General features: G+C 47.7%; 14 protein-coding genes. 8 read left to right on the forward strand and 6 right to left on the reverse strand.

Annotated elements, in window-relative coordinates; all coding sequences use genetic code 11:
- The first annotated feature begins 82 nt into the window (after nucleotides 1–82).
- On the forward strand, nucleotides 83–1,195 hold the full coding sequence (locus MYF79_RS27085) for a glycoside hydrolase family 5 protein (protein ID WP_247811006.1): 1,113 nt from the start codon (nucleotides 83–85) through the stop codon (nucleotides 1,193–1,195).
- A gap of 270 nt (nucleotides 1,196–1,465) precedes the next feature.
- On the opposite strand, the gene MYF79_RS27090 is transcribed toward MYF79_RS27085, so the two are convergent.
- On the reverse strand, nucleotides 1,466–2,002 hold the full coding sequence (locus MYF79_RS27090) for a hypothetical protein (protein ID WP_247811007.1): 537 nt from the start codon (nucleotides 2,000–2,002) through the stop codon (nucleotides 1,466–1,468).
- A gap of 636 nt (nucleotides 2,003–2,638) precedes the next feature.
- Complete coding sequence (secDF, locus tag MYF79_RS27095; RefSeq protein ID WP_247811008.1) at nucleotides 2,639–5,821, reverse strand: protein translocase subunit SecDF; 3,183 nt, start codon at nucleotides 5,819–5,821, stop codon at nucleotides 2,639–2,641.
- Between the two features lie 156 nt (nucleotides 5,822–5,977).
- On the opposite strand from secDF, the gene MYF79_RS27100 reads away from it, so the two are divergent.
- From MYF79_RS27100 to MYF79_RS27115, 4 genes are all read left to right on the forward strand, one after another.
- Entirely contained in the window at nucleotides 5,978–7,258 is a 1,281-nt protein-coding gene (locus MYF79_RS27100; RefSeq protein ID WP_247811009.1) for a serine hydrolase, read from the forward strand.
- A 41-nt stretch (nucleotides 7,259–7,299) separates the two neighbouring features.
- A complete protein-coding gene (locus tag MYF79_RS27105) occupies nucleotides 7,300–8,016 on the forward strand; it encodes a DUF4397 domain-containing protein (protein WP_247811010.1) in 717 nt (238 codons plus the stop codon).
- A 251-nt stretch (nucleotides 8,017–8,267) separates the two neighbouring features.
- Nucleotides 8,268–9,407: a pyridoxal phosphate-dependent aminotransferase gene (locus tag MYF79_RS27110; RefSeq protein WP_247811011.1), complete on the forward strand. Its 1,140-nt coding sequence runs from the start codon at nucleotides 8,268–8,270 to the stop codon at nucleotides 9,405–9,407.
- A 120-nt stretch (nucleotides 9,408–9,527) separates the two neighbouring features.
- A complete protein-coding gene (locus tag MYF79_RS27115) occupies nucleotides 9,528–10,058 on the forward strand; it encodes a hypothetical protein (RefSeq protein WP_247811012.1) in 531 nt (176 codons plus the stop codon).
- A gap of 19 nt (nucleotides 10,059–10,077) precedes the next feature.
- On the opposite strand, the gene MYF79_RS27120 is transcribed toward MYF79_RS27115, so the two are convergent.
- Entirely contained in the window at nucleotides 10,078–11,004 is a 927-nt protein-coding gene (locus tag MYF79_RS27120; RefSeq protein WP_247811013.1) for a M23 family metallopeptidase, read from the reverse strand.
- Between the two features lie 111 nt (nucleotides 11,005–11,115).
- Here MYF79_RS27120 and MYF79_RS27125 point away from each other — a divergent pair, with 111 nt between their 5' ends.
- Both MYF79_RS27125 and MYF79_RS27130 read left to right on the forward strand, forming a co-directional pair.
- Nucleotides 11,116–12,669: a methylmalonyl-CoA mutase gene (locus tag MYF79_RS27125; protein WP_247811014.1), complete on the forward strand. Its 1,554-nt coding sequence runs from the start codon at nucleotides 11,116–11,118 to the stop codon at nucleotides 12,667–12,669.
- Between the two features lie 94 nt (nucleotides 12,670–12,763).
- On the forward strand, nucleotides 12,764–13,660 hold the full coding sequence (locus MYF79_RS27130) for a class I SAM-dependent methyltransferase (protein ID WP_247811015.1): 897 nt from the start codon (nucleotides 12,764–12,766) through the stop codon (nucleotides 13,658–13,660).
- A gap of 276 nt (nucleotides 13,661–13,936) precedes the next feature.
- Here MYF79_RS27130 and MYF79_RS27135 read toward each other — a convergent pair whose 3' ends face one another.
- Together MYF79_RS27135 and MYF79_RS27140 are read right to left on the reverse strand one after the other, a co-directional pair.
- Nucleotides 13,937–14,752, reverse strand: coding sequence for a M57 family metalloprotease (locus MYF79_RS27135; protein ID WP_247811016.1), 816 nt, complete (start codon nucleotides 14,750–14,752; stop codon nucleotides 13,937–13,939).
- A gap of 285 nt (nucleotides 14,753–15,037) precedes the next feature.
- A complete protein-coding gene (locus tag MYF79_RS27140) occupies nucleotides 15,038–15,868 on the reverse strand; it encodes a M57 family metalloprotease (RefSeq protein ID WP_247811017.1) in 831 nt (276 codons plus the stop codon).
- A gap of 27 nt (nucleotides 15,869–15,895) precedes the next feature.
- Between MYF79_RS27140 and MYF79_RS27145 the strand changes: the two genes are divergently transcribed.
- A complete protein-coding gene (locus MYF79_RS27145; RefSeq protein WP_247811018.1) occupies nucleotides 15,896–16,042 on the forward strand; it encodes a hypothetical protein in 147 nt (48 codons plus the stop codon).
- Nucleotides 16,043–16,641: 599 nt separating this feature from the next.
- Here MYF79_RS27145 and lpdA read toward each other — a convergent pair.
- A complete protein-coding gene (lpdA, locus tag MYF79_RS27150; RefSeq protein ID WP_247811019.1) occupies nucleotides 16,642–18,048 on the reverse strand; it encodes a dihydrolipoyl dehydrogenase in 1,407 nt (468 codons plus the stop codon).
- Between the last annotated feature and the right edge of the window lie 58 nt (nucleotides 18,049–18,106).

Raw genomic sequence — 18,106 nt, forward strand, 5'->3', positions numbered from 1 at the left:
AATCATGCCTTTCGGCCTGGTAAACGCCTCCCTTCCGGCGAAGGCTTTTGAACTTGTACACTAATTTTCGAATATTTGCGCTATGTTAAATATCTACAAACCATTTGTTGCCACATTACTCATCCTCATGCTGGCTGCGCCTTCTGCCATTGTTGCACAGGACGCACCCAGGATGCCTGAGGGATTTAACATTCAACGCGGCGTAAACATCAGTCACTGGCTATCGCAGTCCGGTGGCCGTCATGGTGTAGCACAGGCCGACTATTTCACTGAAAAAGACGTAGCCCTGCTGGCAGATAAAGGTTTTGACCATATCCGCATCCCGGTCGAGGAATCTGAGCTCTGGGACTACCGGGAAGAGAAATACAAAGATGCTTTTGCACTTTTACATAAAGCGATCGGCTGGTGTAAACAATACCACCTGCGGGCGATAGTGGACATGCATATTCTCCGCAGTCATCATTTCAATTCCAAGAGCAGGGCTCTTTGGGATGAATCTGCCGCCCAGGAGCGTTTCCTGCAATGCTGGCGCGAGCTGAGTGCTGAACTGAAAAAATACCCTTCCAACCTCGTGGCCTATGAACTGCTGAACGAGCCTGTGGCCGACAGTGCCTCCCAGTGGAATGACCTGCTGGCGCGCGGCGTGGCGCTGATCCGGGAGCTGGAGCCTAAACGGGTCATCGTCATTGGCAGTAACCATTATCAGTCTTTCAGCACTTTTCCGCAGTTAAAGGTACCTGCGGGAGATAATCGCCTGATACTGAGTTTTCACTATTACAATCCCTTCTATTTCACCCATTATAAGGCCAGCTGGACGGCCCATAAGGACTATAGCGGTCCTGTACATTACCCCGGCGCCACCATTACCTCAAAAGAGATTGCCCAGCAGCCGGCTACCATCCGGAACCTGCTGGCAGGCAGTTCGGAGGAGTATGATGCCGATGTTATTGAGCAGCAGGTCCTGACCGCGGTAAAAGTGGCACAGAAACTTAAATTACCGCTTTATTGCGGGGAATGGGGCTGCCTGAACACCGTCAGCCGCAAAGACAGGCTCCGCTGGTACCGCGATGTCAGAAAAGTCCTGGAAAAGAACCGTATCGCCTGGACTATCTGGGACTATAAGGGCAGTTTCGGCATCATTGACGACAATGGTGAGCCGGATGACAAGCTCATTAAACTGCTAACGAAAGACTAGCAGCCTCTACCGGTCTGATAGCACCTTTTTTTACAATGTTCCATTTTAAAGCTTTGTAACTGGATTGCTTTGCTGTTGCAAGCGCATTTCCTCTTTTTCTGTAAAACCTCTAGTGGTAAAACCTGGGGGCAAGGCTACGCCTACCCGCTTTAAAAGAGGGAACAACACCAGTCACAATAGGCGCCGGCTGGCAAATTGAGGCATATTCGGGATATGCAGGCAACACTTCCCCGGCCGAAAAGCAGCCATGATTAAAAAGTGAAGACGTTCTTATGTAAGCAGCAATTCCTTCACCGTTCGATACCCTGGCAAATTATCCGCCGCTACGATGATTCTGCCGCCTGGAGGCAACGAAGCTGCTTTATAACGCCAGTCTACTCCATTCCAGCCCATAACTGCCGGCCCGCTCGCTGTAACAACACCATCAGCGTCTACTACCTTTACCTCCACTTTTGCTACACGGAACTCATTTTGGGCGGTCACTACTACCTCCTCATTTTCTATCCTGATATTCTGGATCTCGGGACTGCGGTAAGCATCCTTCACTGCCATATTATAGGCATTTTGTCCTGGCCCTGCCAGCGACTCATAATAGGCTTTGATCTCCGGATTGTCCAGCATTACCCGCGCACGTGCCGAAGCAATGCTCATCTTCTCCCTGGCTGCTAACTGTTTTTGTGTAGGCTTTTTCTTTGATGGACCGCGTTTGGTCGCCATAATGACCTGCCCATTCCGTTCGTAGATCGTGAGATGTTTGCCGAGGGTGCCCCGTACATGCTGCAGAAGGATATTGTTAACAATGGCCATAAAAAAGGATTTTGAGGGTTATAAATTACAGGTTTACTGTTTCGTTCCCTTAAGTTACGGATAAACTTTCATATCAGGTACTGAAATAGTACTAAAAGGTCACTTCAATATCGAACGGATATATAGATACCCTTTAAATACCCTTTAAAGCTACTTTTGATGCTCTTTAGGTAAGTTCATTCCGAGCCTATAGAAAGCCCCCGGAAGCTCGATAAAGGATGCTGGCATTTTCATGACGTTCATTTCTAACCTGAAGTCCTATCCGACCCTATCAGGAGCTATTTAAAGCCCGGATTTCGAGGTTTCATTCATTTGGATGCACCTGTAGCTGTTAATTAAGGATAGCGCCGTATAAAGTCCAAAAAGGGGAAATAATGAGGTGTGGCGGGATTGGCGGAGGGTTGGGCGGCCTGATTTTAGAAACGATAGACTCATAGCTTTTCAAAAAGGGGAATAGGACGTAACGGGATGTAATTGGCGGTCCGATTTCCGGGAGTTTGGTGGTTGGTTGTGGGGATGTGCTGCGGTTTCAGGGGGATCGGTGGAGGGGCAGAGGATTTGTAGGGATAACTACATGAAAAAAGCCCCTCGGTTGTACCGAAGGGCTTTTAATTATCAAACATTTTAGTTGAACACTTATTTTTTCGCTGTAGCCGGAGCAGCTGTTTCTTTTACAGGAACTACTTCGCTTTCGTTAGCCAGCTGGTTCTTCTTGTCGAAGTCTACCAGTACCGGAGCCGCCACGAAGATGGAAGAGTAAGTACCGGTAACCACACCGATCAGCATCGCGAAGGCGAAACCACGGGTTACTTCACCACCGAAGATGAACAGGATCAGGATGGTCAGGAACACGGTCAGGGAAGTCATTACGGTGCGGCTCAGCGTATCGTTGATGGCTTTGTTGATCACCTGGTCTCTGCTTGCACCTTTCATTACACCTGTGCGGAAGTATTCACGGATACGGTCGAACACGATCACGGTATCGTTCATGGAGAAACCGATCACGGTCAGGATCGCAGCGATGAAGTGCTGGTCAACTTCCAGTGGGAACGGAACGATATCGCGGCAGTAAGAGAATACTGCCAGTGTTACCATCACGTCGTGCAGCAGGGAGAAGATAGTACCGATTGAATATTGCCATTTGCTGAAACGCAGCAGGATGTACAGGAAGATCACAACCAGGGACAGGATGGTCGCTTTCACGGCGCCTGCACGCAAGTCGTCAGAAATAGTCGGAGATACTGTCTGTGAAGCTACGATGAACCTTGGAGAAGCGAATGCTTCGTAAGTCAGTCCTGGCTCATAGTATTTCTTCAGACCATTGAACAGTTTCTGTGTTACTTCTTTATCTACAGCTTCGTTCTGCTCTTCGATTTTATAGTTGGTAGTGATGCTGAGCTGGTTGCTGGTACCGATTGTCTTAACATAAGGTTCGCTACCAAATTCTTTACCCAGTACATCCTGTACTTCTTCAGATTTTACCGGCTGCTCAAAACGAACGGTGAAGTTACGACCACCATCGAAGTCAACACCGTGACGGAAACCGTGGAAGAAAGAGGATGCGCCTAATGCGATCATAACGAATGATATGATATAAGCGTATTTTCTCTTTCCTACGAAGTCGAAGGAAGCGTGTTTGAAGATCTTTTTAGAGATCGGGGTAAAGTATTCGAAGTGTCTTTTCTTGTTAGTCCACCAGTCAGTAACGATACGGGAAACCATGATACCGCAGAACAGGGACAGCAGCAAGCCGATGATCTGTGTGGTAGCGAAGCCCAGTACCGGACCGAGACCAAAGTAGAACAGGATGATAGCGGTGAGCAGGGAGGTAATGTGACCATCCAGTACAGGTGCGTAGGAACGTTTGTAACCGTCTTCTACTGCCTGCTGATAGGTCTTACCGCGGCTCAGTTCATCTTTAATACGCTCGAATATGATTACGTTCGTATCTACGGCCATACCGACAGTGAGTACCAGACCGGCGATACCTGCCATCGTCAGCGTAGCGCCGAGGGAAGCGAGGATACCGAAGGTGAACAGCAGGTTGAGCACCAGCGCAATGTTTGCTACCCAACCAGCGGAGTTATAGTACACCAGCATCAGGACGAAGATCACGATGAAGGAGATAATGAAAGATTTAGCACCGGCTGCGATAGATGCCTGACCCAGTGATGGTCCGACGATCTGCTCCTGAACGATCTTTGCAGGAGCCGGCATTTTACCGGATTTCAGGATGTTTGCCAGGTCGTTTGCTTCTTCCAGGGTAAAGCTACCGGAGATAGAAGAACGGCCACCTGCGATCTCACCCTGGATGGATGGAGCAGAGTAAACGATATTATCCAGTACAACAGCTACATAATTCAGTGTAGCAGGATTGTTGGGATCAGAAGGAGCCAGTTCGCCGGTCAGCTTTTTCCATTCTTTGGCGCCAACCTGGTCCATTGTCATAGAAATTTCGGGACGGCCGCTCTGATCGTAATCCTGTCTTGCATCTACGATCCTTTCACCACCTACACGCGGAGCCGGGCTGATCGGATTTACTTTGATAGCGTAAACCGGCAGCGGCGCACGTTTATTTTCTTTGTCTTCAGCACCGTATACGAACACCAGGTCTTTAGGCAGTACATTTCTTACTGACGGGATCTGGAGGTAACGTCTGAAGGTAGCAGTATCGGAAGGGAGGATATTACCTACAACCGGGCCATAAGCAACGCCCTGCTGCGGATGATACCTTGGGAGGAAAATGCTGAAGAAAGGCTCAGCTTTTGCCAGTTCAGCCCTGCGCTCAGCATCTGTTTTCAGTGAGTCAGCTTTGCCGGATTTTGCAGAGTCATTTAAGATAGCGGAGAGGCTACCTGTAGTGCTGGTATCGCCTGCAGCTTTTGCTACAGCAGCGGAAGTATCTGCTGCCTGTTTAGCGGTAGTATCAGCAGCAGCTTTTGCAGGGGTAGAACCTACAGCAGCTTTGATGGCTTCGTTCATCGGCTGGAGAATAGTAGAGATGAACTGCTCATCGTTCCTGTATACCTCACGGAATTCCAGGTTAGCGCTGGCCTGGAGGTATTTTCTCACACGCTCAGGATTGTCAACACCTGCCAGTTCCACAGAGATGATACCCTTGTTCTCATCCAGGCTGATGTTAGGAGATGCAACCCCGAACTTATCGATACGTTTCTGCAACACGAGGTAGGTATTCTTAATGGCTGCGCCTGCCTCACGACGGATCACATCCAGTACCTTGCTGTTGCTTGTATTAAAATCAATGTCTTTCTGGTATGCGTTGGCAAAGATGGTAGAAAGACGGCCCTGCGGCTGTACTTCTTCATATGCCTGCCCGAACAATGTAACGAAATCAGACTGACTGGTTTTCTTGCGCTGCACAGCCAGGTCCAGGGCTTTATTGAAAGCCGGATCCTGTGAATGACCGCTCAGTGACCGGATCACATCTTCCACACTCACGTCCAGTACGACGTTCATACCACCCTGAAGGTCAAGCCCCAGGTTCAGCTCTTTTTCTTTGGCTTTGTCGTAAGTCACATACCAAGGAAAACCCGCTATTTCTTTGTTACTGGTACTGTCCAGAATCCTTTGTCTTCTTTCCTTTACCAGGTCTGCCAGTGAATCCGAATAAACAGCCTGCAGCTCTTTATTACCTGGATACTTCTGTTCAGCAGTTGGTAATGATTTGCTAATATCACTCTGGGCTTGCGCAACTACTTTCTTCTCGTAGCCACGTACCAAAAACGTGAACGACAAATAATACACAGAGATAAGGATCAATGCACCGGCAAAAAATCTAACCAGTCCTTTAAGTTGCATATTGTTTCGGGTTTATAAAAATTTTTTAAGAGTTGCAAAGATAGAATTTAAATTGATATATTAAAGCCGTTCAGAGGTAGAAAAGGAAAAAGGTAGAAACAGTTGATTGTCAGTACATAAACCCTTGCTTTCCTGCCAAAATTTAATCTTTATTTTATGCGTCGTTCTGTTTTTCTCTGGTTGATGCTATTCTTTGCAGCCTGCAATACTAATAAAAATATGGGAACAAGGTACAATCCTGCCAAAGACTCCTTCCTCGACACGCTTTTAAGCGCTCACGCCGACAGGCTGGGCCCCGTATTCCGGCAAGTGCAGGAATTTGGTTTACAGATCATTTACACACAGATAGACAGGGATGCTGACAACCGTCCCCACTTCACCGATCATTATTACCGGGTGGATACCGGCCGGTATTTCTATCCTGCTTCCACGGTAAAACTGGCGGCAAGCGCCCTGGCCCTGGAGAAACTGAACGACCTGAACATTCCGGGCCTGGACAGGAATACGCCTATGTTCACCGACAGCCTGCAGGGCATTACCCCTGAAGTGCTGTCTGACAGTACCGCTGCTAACGGACTCCCTTCAGTAGGGCAATATATAAAAAAAATATTATTGGTAAGCGATAATGACGCTTATAATCGTCTTTATGAGTTCATCGGACAGGAGACCTTTAATAAGAGATTGTGGGAGAACGGCTTTACGGCTGTACAGATAAAGCACCGGGTGGGGGTTACGGGAATAGATCCCGAGGAAAACCGGCACACCAACCCTGTCACCTTCCGGCAGGGGGACCGGGTGATATACAGTCAGCCGGAAGCCTATAGCCGCCTGACCTTCTCTCCCCGGCATGACCTGATGGGAAAAGCTTACTATAATGATAAGAACGAACTGGTGAACAGCCCTATGGACGCCTCCCGGAAGAACAGGGTTCCCCTGGCAGACCTTCATGGGATATTGCGGCAGATAATTTTTCCGGAAACTGTAACAAAAAAACATCGATTCCGTTTAAAGGATAGCGATTACCAGTTTTTATATCACTGTATGTCTGCTCAACCGGATGAATCAGCACATCCCCATTATGATACAGCCGAATTCCACCATAATTACGTGAAATTCCTGTTATTTGGCGGAAAAGAGGGCAACAGCATTAATGCGAACATACGTAGTTTCAATAAACCTGGCTGGGCATACGGATTCCTGACAGATGTAGCCTATATAGCGGACTTCACACATCATGTAGAATTCATGTTGTCGGCCACCGTATATGTAAATAAAGACGGAATTTTAGACGATGAACATTATCAATTCGAAGAAACAGGGAAGCCATTCTTAAAAGCATTGGGCGAAATCATTTACGAGTATGAACTACAACGCGCGAAAAAACATCTTCCGGATCTGTCGAAATTCAGATTCGATTATACCAAACGTCTTGAATAACCTTTTATAACCAAATCAAATTCGCACTAAAAGATAGCAAAATGACAACTAAAAAAACTCGCGTGTGGGCAATAGCGGCCCTTGTGACAGTGGTAACCAGCTTCAGCGCCTGCTTAAAAAGTGACACCGTAACTCCTCAGCGGGACAGGGCTGCGGTAGCAATTATCAATGGTATCCTCACCGGCGGTGACCTGGATTTCTATGATAACACTACCAAGGTGAATAACGGCGCACTTTCCATTGGTTTTTACTATATCGGATATCCTATTTATGGCGGTGTCCGTACCTTCGCCTTCAAAAAGTCAGGTCAGACTACCGACTATGTGGCTGTAACCAGCCTGTATGATTCCCTGACATACAATACCGTGATAGCTTATGGTGATTCCACTGCTCCGCAAATGAGAAGTATCAAAGACGATTTCACCGGCGCTACCCAGACAGCCGTGAATATCCGTTTCTTCCATTTAAGCCCTACCACCGGCGCTGTTGACCTGTATATCGACGATGTAAAAGTGGACAGCAACCGTACCTACGTGGGCACCGGCGGATTGAGAACAGTTTTCACACCGCTGAGCAAAGGTGTTTTCACCAACAATATCAAAATAAAGGAAGCAGGCACCACTACCGTGCTGGCAGAAAATTCTTCTCCAAACTACAGCTTCTCTTCAGGCAGTGTATATACTATATACCTGGTAGGTTCCAAGAATTATACTGACAAGAGAAAATTAGCCGTAAATAATATCCGCAGTCTTTACTAACCTGTAAAATTGCGTATCCAGATATCCGGGCAGCCGGGATCAATCATAAAATTGATCCCGGCTGCTTTTTTGTTACAGTGTATCTCTGTACATCGCGTTTCTCCATTATAGCTTTCTTTTTTTTCTACTATGACACTTCCAAATTTATTGTAGGTTTGTCTCCAGTTAACCCTATAAAACTGTTATTGTTTATGAAGGAAATGGAACTCGCCGAAAGGCTAACGAGGATATCCGAGCCTCAAACGATTAAGATGGCTAAATTAAGCCGTGAGCTGAAAGCCCAGGGTATAGACATTGTAGATCTGAGCATAGGAGAACCTGATTTTGATACACCTGCCCATATCAGGGAGGCCGCAAAGAAAGCTATCGATGATGGCTTTACACATTATACGCCTGTTGCAGGCTATCTTGAACTGCGTCAGGCCGTGGTCCATAAGTTGCAGCGCGATAACGGACTACAATACACGCCCGAGCAGATCGTTGTATCAACAGGCGCCAAGCAGAGCATCGCCAATACAGTACTGAGTATTATCAATCCAGGCGATGAAGTGATCATCCCTACTCCCTACTGGGTGACCTATTCAGAACTGGTGAAACTCTGCCAGGGAGAAGTGGTATTTGTTCCCTGCAGTATTGAAAACAAATATAAGATCACACCGGCCCAGCTGGAAGCGGCTATTACACCGAAGACGAAACTGTTCATGTTCTCTTCTCCCTGCAATCCGACCGGTTCCGTATACAGCAAAGAAGAACTGAAGGCGCTGGCCGATGTTTTTGCAAAGCATCCCCAGATCTATGTTATGGCCGACGAGATCTATGAATATATCAACTATGTTGGTAAACATGAAAGCATTGCCCAGTTTGAAGGCATGCAGGAACGTACCATCATCATCAATGGTCTCAGTAAAGGTTTTGCCATGACCGGATGGCGCCTGGGCTACCTGGCCGCTCCCAAGGCGCTGGCAAAAGCCGCCGACAATATCCAGAGCCAGTTCACCTCCGCTACATGCTCCATCACACAACGCGCAGCCATCACCGCCCTCACCGGCGAGTTGACCACTGCACATGCCATGGTGGATGAGTTCAGGAAAAGGCGCGCATTCGTCTTTGAACAGCTCAGCAGCATTCCGGGTTTACAACTGATCCAGCCGGATGGCGCGTTCTACATGTTCCCGAACGTCAGCGCGTTCTTCGGTAAATCGTTCGAAGGCGAGGTGATCAAAAATGCAGATGACATCTGCATGTATCTCCTGCATAAGGTGAATGTATCGACCGTTACCGGCGCTGCATTCGAGCAGCCTGACTGTATCCGCCTGTCCTACGCTACATCTATGGCAAAGCTGGAGGAAGGCATGAAGCGCCTGAAAGCAGGATTTGCACAACTAAGCTGATGCGTTAAATCATCATTAATAATAGCTCCGGTATCACCCCGATACCGGAGCTTTCTATTTTACAGTACCCTTGCATATTAATTCATTTCCATATATTTGCACCTGTAATATCCAATCTGAATGAACATTTCAAATAGCACGTTACTGTTTATCGTACTGGGCGCCGGCGTACTGGCTATCCTTTATATGACCTTAAAAGACATGATCCGCAAACCGGAACCTGCTCCGGCGCCAGCGGAAAACACATCCAAACCGGCTACAGACAAAAGCATCCTGCCATTACAGTTACAGGCCTATGAGCGCCTGGTATTGTTAGTGGAACGCATTAACCTGCAGAACCTGATCGGACGTATATTCCAGCCGGGATTAACAGCGGTTGACATGCAGGTGGGCCTGGTACAGACCATCAAAGCGGAATATGAGCACAACATTGCGCAGCAGATCTATGTGTCTCCTATGGCCTGGGAAGCGGTAAAAACACTGAAAGAGCAGACCATCACCATCATCAACCAGGTAGCCAGTCAGCTGCCTCCTGATGCTACGGCAATGGACCTCAACAAACAGATACTGGAAATATTCCTGCAGGCGGAAACATCCCCTTCCGAACTGACCTCACAGATATTAAATGCAGAAGCTAAACGGTTATTTTAACCGCTTAGCTTTTGCCCGCTTACTTTTTCACCATCTCTACCCGCTGCGGCCTTATCACTTCATACAGCAGGTATCCCCTTCCGTTGAAATGAATATAGCGGGGCGGCGACTGATACCAGGGAATGCCCGGCACTTTTACATGTGCCTGTATATGTAAATGCGGTTCTGAGCTGAATCCTGAATTACCCACACATCCCAGGGGATCGCCCTGTTTCACCACATCTCCTTCTTTTACGATCACACTTCCCTGCTTCAGATGGGCAAGGAACACGTAGCTATTCGCTGTCTCGATCAGTACCTGGTTGGTATTGTGCGGGCCCCTGATCATATCCGGCGGAATGTTGTCGGGATCTTCCCCGATAGCCCTGGCAATACGGCCATCGCAGGGACTGTACAATGTATCGCCAAATATTTCATAATCCTCCAGCCGGCGGCTGAATATCGCCTTTGCACGGCTGCCATCCGGTCTTAACTTCACGATATCCATGGCATATATTGCGCCGCGCAGGCTGTAGTGGAACAGGTTTGTAGGCAGCCCCTTCCCTCCCTGCAGCACGAAATACCGGCCCGTCTTCAGCGGGAAAGCCAGGTCGATAGCCCTTGCCTTTCCTGTAGTACCGGTAAAATACAGGGTGCTGAGCGTTAAGAACAATGCTGAAAAGAACAGATTGCCGATAAAACGCCAGGCGCGGGGCACCGGCGTATGTTTCTTCTTGCGGAAGAAACCGAGGAACAGCGTTAACAGCAGGCAGATGCCAAATCCCCATTTAGCATCGACAGTAAGATAGATCCAGGTGCCATAGAGATAAATGAACAGGCCTAGGGAGAGCCCGAGAATAAACAGGGACCAGCTATGCCGGAATATCCTGCCGGAAGCAACAAAGACCAGGAAAAGACTTAGCAGAGCCAGGGCGAATGTAAGTAGTAACAAAGCGTAAATAAACATGGCTTATCAGAAAAAACTTTTTGCAAATTATCAATTTTGTGCTCCACCGCAATAACGTAATAATTATGTAACATTGCTCTTACTACGACATTATTCCACGAAATTCAGATTATGAAAGATAGTATCAAAACAGATGCCGGTATCACGATCGCACCTGTATATACCACTCCGGTGCCGATGCAGGAGTTGCCGGGCGAGTTTCCTTTTACAAGGGGCGTACATGCTTCCATGTACCGGGACAAGCTGTGGACAATGCGGCAGTATGCGGGTTTCAGCACGGCAGAAGCTTCTAATGAGCGTTATCACTACTTACTGCAACAAGGAGTAATGGGCCTCAGTGTGGCGTTTGACCTGCCTACCCAGATCGGGTACGATTCCGACCATGCAATGTCGGAGGGCGAGGTGGGGAAAGTCGGTGTAGCTATTGACTCGCTCGAAGACATGGAGCGCCTGTTCAAAGGCATCAAACTGGAGGAGATCTCCACGTCCATGACCATCAACGCTACCGGTTTTATCTTACTTGCCCTGTATATTGCCCTGGCCAAAAAACAGGGCGCCGATCTGAAAAAGATATCAGGTACTATTCAGAATGATATTCTCAAGGAATATGCGGCCCGTGGTACCTTCATCTATCCTCCCAAGCCTTCTATGCGGCTTATTACCGATATCTTTGATTATTGCAGTCACTCGGTACCTAAATGGAATACCATATCCATCTCAGGATATCACATCCGTGAAGCAGGCGCTAATGCGGTACAGGAGCTGGCATTTACGCTGGCTAACGGTAAGGCGTACTTAAAGGCAGCGCTGGACAAAGGGCTGGATATAAACGTCTTTGCCCGCCGCCTTTCTTTCTTCTTTAACGCGCATAACCATCTCTTCGAGGAAGTGGCTAAATTCCGCGCAGCACGCCGGATGTGGGCGCATATCACCAAAGACATGGGAGCGACCGATCCGAAGGCGCAGATGATGCGCTTCCATACGCAGACAGGCGGTAGTACACTGACTGCCCAGCAGCCGCACAACAACATCGTGCGGGTAACGGTACAGACATTGGCCGCAACGCTGGGCGGTACGCAGTCGCTGCATACCAATGGTTATGACGAGGCGCTGTCACTTCCTACTGAAGCAGCCGCGCGGATTGCCTTACGTACACAGCAGATCGTGGGATATGAAAGCGGTATTGCAGATACCGTAGATCCGCTGGCGGGGTCTTACTATGTGGAGGCGCTGACAAATGAAGTAGAGTCCCGTGCCTGGGAGCTGATCGGCAAAATAGATGTGATGGGAGGCGCTGTCAGTGCCATTGAACAAGGATTTATGCAGGATGAGATTGCGAGGAGCGCCTATCGTTATCAGCAGGAAATTGAGAATGGTGAGAAGATCATTGTAGGGGTGAATAAATTCACGGTGCGCGAAGATGTAGCGACAGAGGTGTTCAGGATCGATGATAGTATCAGGCAGGTGCAAACGGAGCGGCTGCAGGCCTTGCGGGCCAAACGGGATAATGCTGCTGTAGCGGCGTTGTTGCAGCGACTGGAGACTGCGGCGCAGACGACGGAAAATCTTATGCCGATTGTAGTGGAGGCCGTGGAGAGCTACTGTACACTGGGGGAGATTGCGGATACCTTGCGGAAGGTGTGGGGAGAATATAAGGGGATTTAATCAATCACTCCTGGGATGACTATTGACAGGAGGCGCTTTAAGGCAATTCTTATTTGGTCATCCGTAATTCGTAATTGTATTGTATTTTTAGGCCATGTCTTCTATTTATTATAACGCCTGCCCGATGTGTGGGGCTGGCAATATACACAAGGTACTGACTGCCAAGGATTATACTGTGTCGGGCGAATCATTTGATATCTATCATTGCGGGCATTGCAGCGGAAGGTTCACCCAGCATGTTCCAGGCCCTGCTGAAATAGGCCGTTACTATCAATCACAGGACTATATCTCGCATTCTGAAACCCGTAAAGGGCTTATCAACCGCTTGTACCATAGCGTGAGAAAGATCACCATGCGATCCAAACAGAACTGGGTTAAAGCAGCGACAGGACTGAAACAAGGAACCCTGCTCGATATAGGTTGCGGCACCGGCGCCTTCCTCCATTATATGAAACAACTTGGCTGGCAGGTTACCGGCCTGGAACCCGACGAAATAGCCAGGAATAATGCCAAAACGCTTTATAATATTGAGCCACTGCCCTCCTCTGAACTGTTCTCCCTTCCGGTACAACAGTTCGATGCCATCACCATGTGGCATGTTCTTGAACATGTACATTCCCTGCATGACTACTTGAGACAGATCCGTACCCTGCTGAAACCGGAAGGATCTCTCATCATCGCAGTGCCTAACTATACATCCCCTGATGCAGAACATTATCAATCCTTCTGGGCTGCATACGATGTACCACGCCATCTTTACCACTTCTCCCCTTCCTCTATGGAAGTCCTGCTGAAACAACATAAGATCCGCATCGTACGCAAACATCCGATGGTGTTTGACGGATTCTATGTGAGCCTGCTGAGTGAGAAATACAAAACAGGCGGTAGTGGCTTGTTTAAAGGCTTCTGGAATGGGTTCATCTCCTATAGGAAAGGGCTGAAAAATGTAGATAGGTGCAGCTCCGTGGTATATGAATGTAAAGCAGAATAGAGAGATAGGGAAAGAGATACAACGGAGACAGACTAATGTTGTTCCCTGTAGAAGGTAAAGCGGAACAAGCGTTACTATAGTAATTATAACTCTTAGGGTTTTAATAACAAAAGCCAGAGACAGATAGCGGAAAGCTAGGTCTCTGGCTTTTTTTTGATGATAGTGGTCACGGCAGCAGCATCTGAGGTTCGATGACGATGACACCGGATGACCGATGATCTGCTGCTATAGGCTATCATCTTTGCTCATGCATCAGCTAATAAGGGATCTTATGAGTTAATACAAATAGTTAAGTGCGATAAGGTCGTTTGCATTGAATGTACGATCGCCGCCGTTGGAGCAGGCCAGCATCCAGGAGTTGGCGTCAAATCCTGTTGGTGTTCCAGGAATATAGATAGCGCCATAACCGGCATCACCTTCGTTCACATTCTGACCACAGCTCACACGCGTGTCGTAGTCTGTGTGACGGAAACCGATACAGTGGCCGATCTCATGCTGGATCACAGAACCTACGTACAGTACATTCGGATTTGTTCCGTATGCCTGCCGGTGTGTGTTCATCAGGATCGTATTATACGGATTGCCTGCTGCTGTCGGGAAGCCTGAAGAGCCCAGGGTGATAAAACCACCACTTGGTCCCTGGGAGAAACCCTGGATAGTGATATCGGCCGTACCACTGGTAATGCGGGTGAAAGTGATATTCAGATTCGCCCTGTTATAACGGGCAATAGCCGTATCGGTACCCGCTATATAAGCAGATCCAAGACCGCTTACCAGCACCGTAATGTTACGTGTACCTGATACAGCTACCAGATTGGTAGTGCGATACTGTTCGCTTTCTGCAACCCTCAAAATAGGGCTGTTGACCTTTGTATTCAGGTTTTCTTCAGTCAACACGATATCATTTTCCACGAGATAACCTCCCGCTACTTTTCTGACATTATCAGTGCCAAATCCCAGGGCATAGATCTTCGCCTTCGTTTCATCGGAGATCTCTGATGCAGTTGTCGATTTTACAGCGTCCTTTTTACAGGATACCATCAGTGTGCCTGCCAGCAAGCAAGCAAAGGCGCCTAGTACGTGCTTACGCATAACGTTTTAATATTTTGATATTTTTACAGATTGTGCTCATGCACCAGGTTATACTAAGCATGCGATGTTTTGCATGACATACATTCAATGATCTGACATTGCGCCCCCTCTTTCTTCTGAAAGCAGTACCGGTTTGCCAAGAGAATATATCAGCATTCCGGATTTACACCAGCTGCACGACTTTCCGTTTAGCTGATAACAGTCTCAGTTGTTCAGCGTGCAATGTCCAAATGGCTAAACATATGTCAATGTTCCGGTCTATATGCCAGTGTCCTGATTGCGGAATTAATACAGATAGTTCAATGCAACAATGTCGTTGGAATTGAAGGTGCGGTTACCACCATTGGAGCAAGCCAGCATCCAGGAATTAGAACTGAAACCGCTTGGTGTGCCAGGGATCAGGATAGCGCCGACACCTGCAGAGCCTTCGTTAACGGCGCTGCCACCACAACTGAGTGAACGGTCAAAGTAATCTGTGTGACGGAAACCAATACAGTGACCGATTTCGTGCTGTATTACAGATCCCACATACAGTACATTTGGATTAGAACCATATGCCGCTGAGTTGGTATTCATCTGAATAGATCTGTAAGGATTACCACTGCTGGTAGGGAAACCGGAAGATCCCAATGTGATGTAGCCACCACTTGGGCCTTCGTTGAAGCCAGAGATAGTGATATTAGCGGTACCGCTGGTAATACGCCTGAAAGTGAGGGTCAGTCCAAGCCTGTTGTAACGCGCAATTGCTGTGTCTGTACCTGCGATGAAGGCGGTTCCCAGGTTGGATACCTTAATGGTGATCACACGGGGTAAACCGGTTACCAGGTTGTTGGTACGGTATTGCTCTTCTTTGGCAGTACGTAAGATAGGGCTGTTCACCTTTGTAGTAAGGTCGTTTTCGCTCAGTAAGATGTCGCCTTCTACAAGATAGCCACCATTTACTTTACGTACATCAGCTGTGCTGAATCCGAGGGCACTGATCTGATCAAGTGTTGTCTGGGAGACACCGGCTTCATTGGTACTTTTAGCGGGTGCGCTTTCTTTTCTACAGGAAACGATGCAGGCGCTTGCTCCTGCCATCAGGCAAAAGAGGGCCGTTAATGTGTGTTTACGCATACATTGTAAGATTTGGGTTTCGATAAAATGAAGATATTATTAGCTGATCAGCTGATGATAAATGTGGCTGCCATGAACATGTTGTTCAGTGCCGGAGGGCTGACAATTATCGATGGCCGGCCTGCAGTGGGTGCGCTGCATACCGCCAGGATGGATCATCTCCCGGGAAACTGAAGGCAAATGTCAATAGACTATTCCCTGTAGCGTTATGGAATACGTACATTGTTCATCAGTAGATATAGCTAACCTGACAGATAAATTTGCTAACTCATGCGTTCATTTTTGTAACTGCAAGACATGCGGCGACTCGCGATTTACCGCGTCATTGCTGGATTTTCAATGCTTTGATTACTCGGGTAACACCGGGTGTGCCCGGTTGTAGATTTTCGACTTTTAGTGCTTGACTTTTATCGTTTAGATTTCAGTTGCTCGGTATCAATATTACAACTTTCCATGATACTCAGAAAATAAAAGTTAAATGGAATTTAAAGAACAGGGATTGACGCACTAAAGGCTGGGATATATATGCAGAAAAGTGTGAAGGATCACGAAACTGCCTGTTATTTCACTGCGTGCTGTAATGTAGGGCTTCCTGGTTTGTGGATCGTTGTATTTATGGACATACATTTATCTTATTGCGTGCTGTAATGTCGTAGATTGGCTAAGCAGGAAGTCTGGAAGAACTACAGCCCCTGTGCACATCCATAAATGCTATCGCAACAAAAAGCCCTCCTGCAAAGCAGAAGGGCTTTCTATTATAGAGAAATTAATTATTACAGGTGGATTGCCTCGCCATAAGCAACCTCGATCGCGTCTTTTACAGACTCGCTCATTGTCGGATGCGGATGGATAGAGTTCAGCACTTCCTGGTAAGTAGTTTCCAGTGTGCGGGCAGTCACCGTCTGTGCGATTATTTCGGTAACGTTAGCACCGATCATGTGCGTACCCAGCCATTCGCCGTATTTAGCGTCGAAGATCACTTTAATGAAACCTTCCGGAGCGCTGGCAGCAGTAGCTTTACCGGAAGCAGAGAATGGGAATTTACCCACTTTCACTTCGTAGCCAGCTTCTTTTGCAGCTTTCTCAGTATAACCTACAGATGCAATTTCCGGAGCGCAATAAGTACAGCCAGGAATGTTCATGTAGTCGATAGGTGCTGGTTTATGAGCGTATTTCTTCTCATTGTAAGCAATCGCTTCCACGCAGACGATACCTTCTTTAGAAGCAACGTGCGCCAGCGCCTGACCAGGTACCATGTCACCGATAGCGTAAACGCCCGGAACGTTGGTCTGGTAGTATTTGTCAACCAGTACTTTACCTTTGTCGGTCTTAACGCCCAGCGCTTCCAGACCCAGGTTCTCGATGTTGGCAGCGATACCAACAGCGCTCAGTACTACGTCTGCTTCCAGGAAGATCTCACCGGTTGCAGTCTTTACCTTAGCTTTTACGCCTTCACCTGCAGCTTCAACAGCTTCAACGGAAGCGTTGGTCATGATCTCAATACCTTTCTTCTTGTAGATCTTTTCCAGTTCTTTAGAGATATCCTCATCTTCAACCGGAACGATACGCGGCATGAACTCAACGATGGTCACTTTAGTGCCCAGGGTTGCGTAGAAGTAGGCAAATTCAACGCCGATAGCGCCGGAACCTACAACGATCATGGATTTAGGCTGTTTTGGCAGTACCATTGCTTCGCGGTAGCCAATTACCTTTTTACCATCTATTTTCAGATTAGGCAGTTCACGGGAACGTGCACCTGTTGCCAGAATGATATATTTTGCTTCGTGTACGGCAGTTTTACCCTCTTTATCAGTCACTTCTACCTGGCTCTTGGATTTCACCTTAGCCGTACCCATCAACACTTCGATCTTGTTTTTCTTCATCAGGAACTGTACGCCCTTGCTCATCTTATCGGCTACACCACGACTACGCTTGATCACTGCGTCAAAATCAGCACTACCTTCGCCTACATTGATTCCGTAAGTCTTGGCGTGCTGTATATATTCCAGAACCTGTGCAGACTTCAGTAATGCTTTAGTGGGAATACAGCCCCAGTTCAAACAAATACCGCCCAGGCTCTCTCTTTCAACGATTGCCGTCTTAAATCCCAGCTGAGAAGCACGGATAGCAGCCACATATCCACCAGGGCCACTACCAATTACGATTACGTCGTATGCCATATTGCTTAATTTTAATTTAAACTTGCCAAAGGTAATAATAAAATGGAAAAAGCCCGGC

This window comes from Chitinophaga filiformis (assembly GCF_023100805.1).
GTDB lineage: Bacteria > Bacteroidota > Bacteroidia > Chitinophagales > Chitinophagaceae > Chitinophaga > Chitinophaga filiformis_B.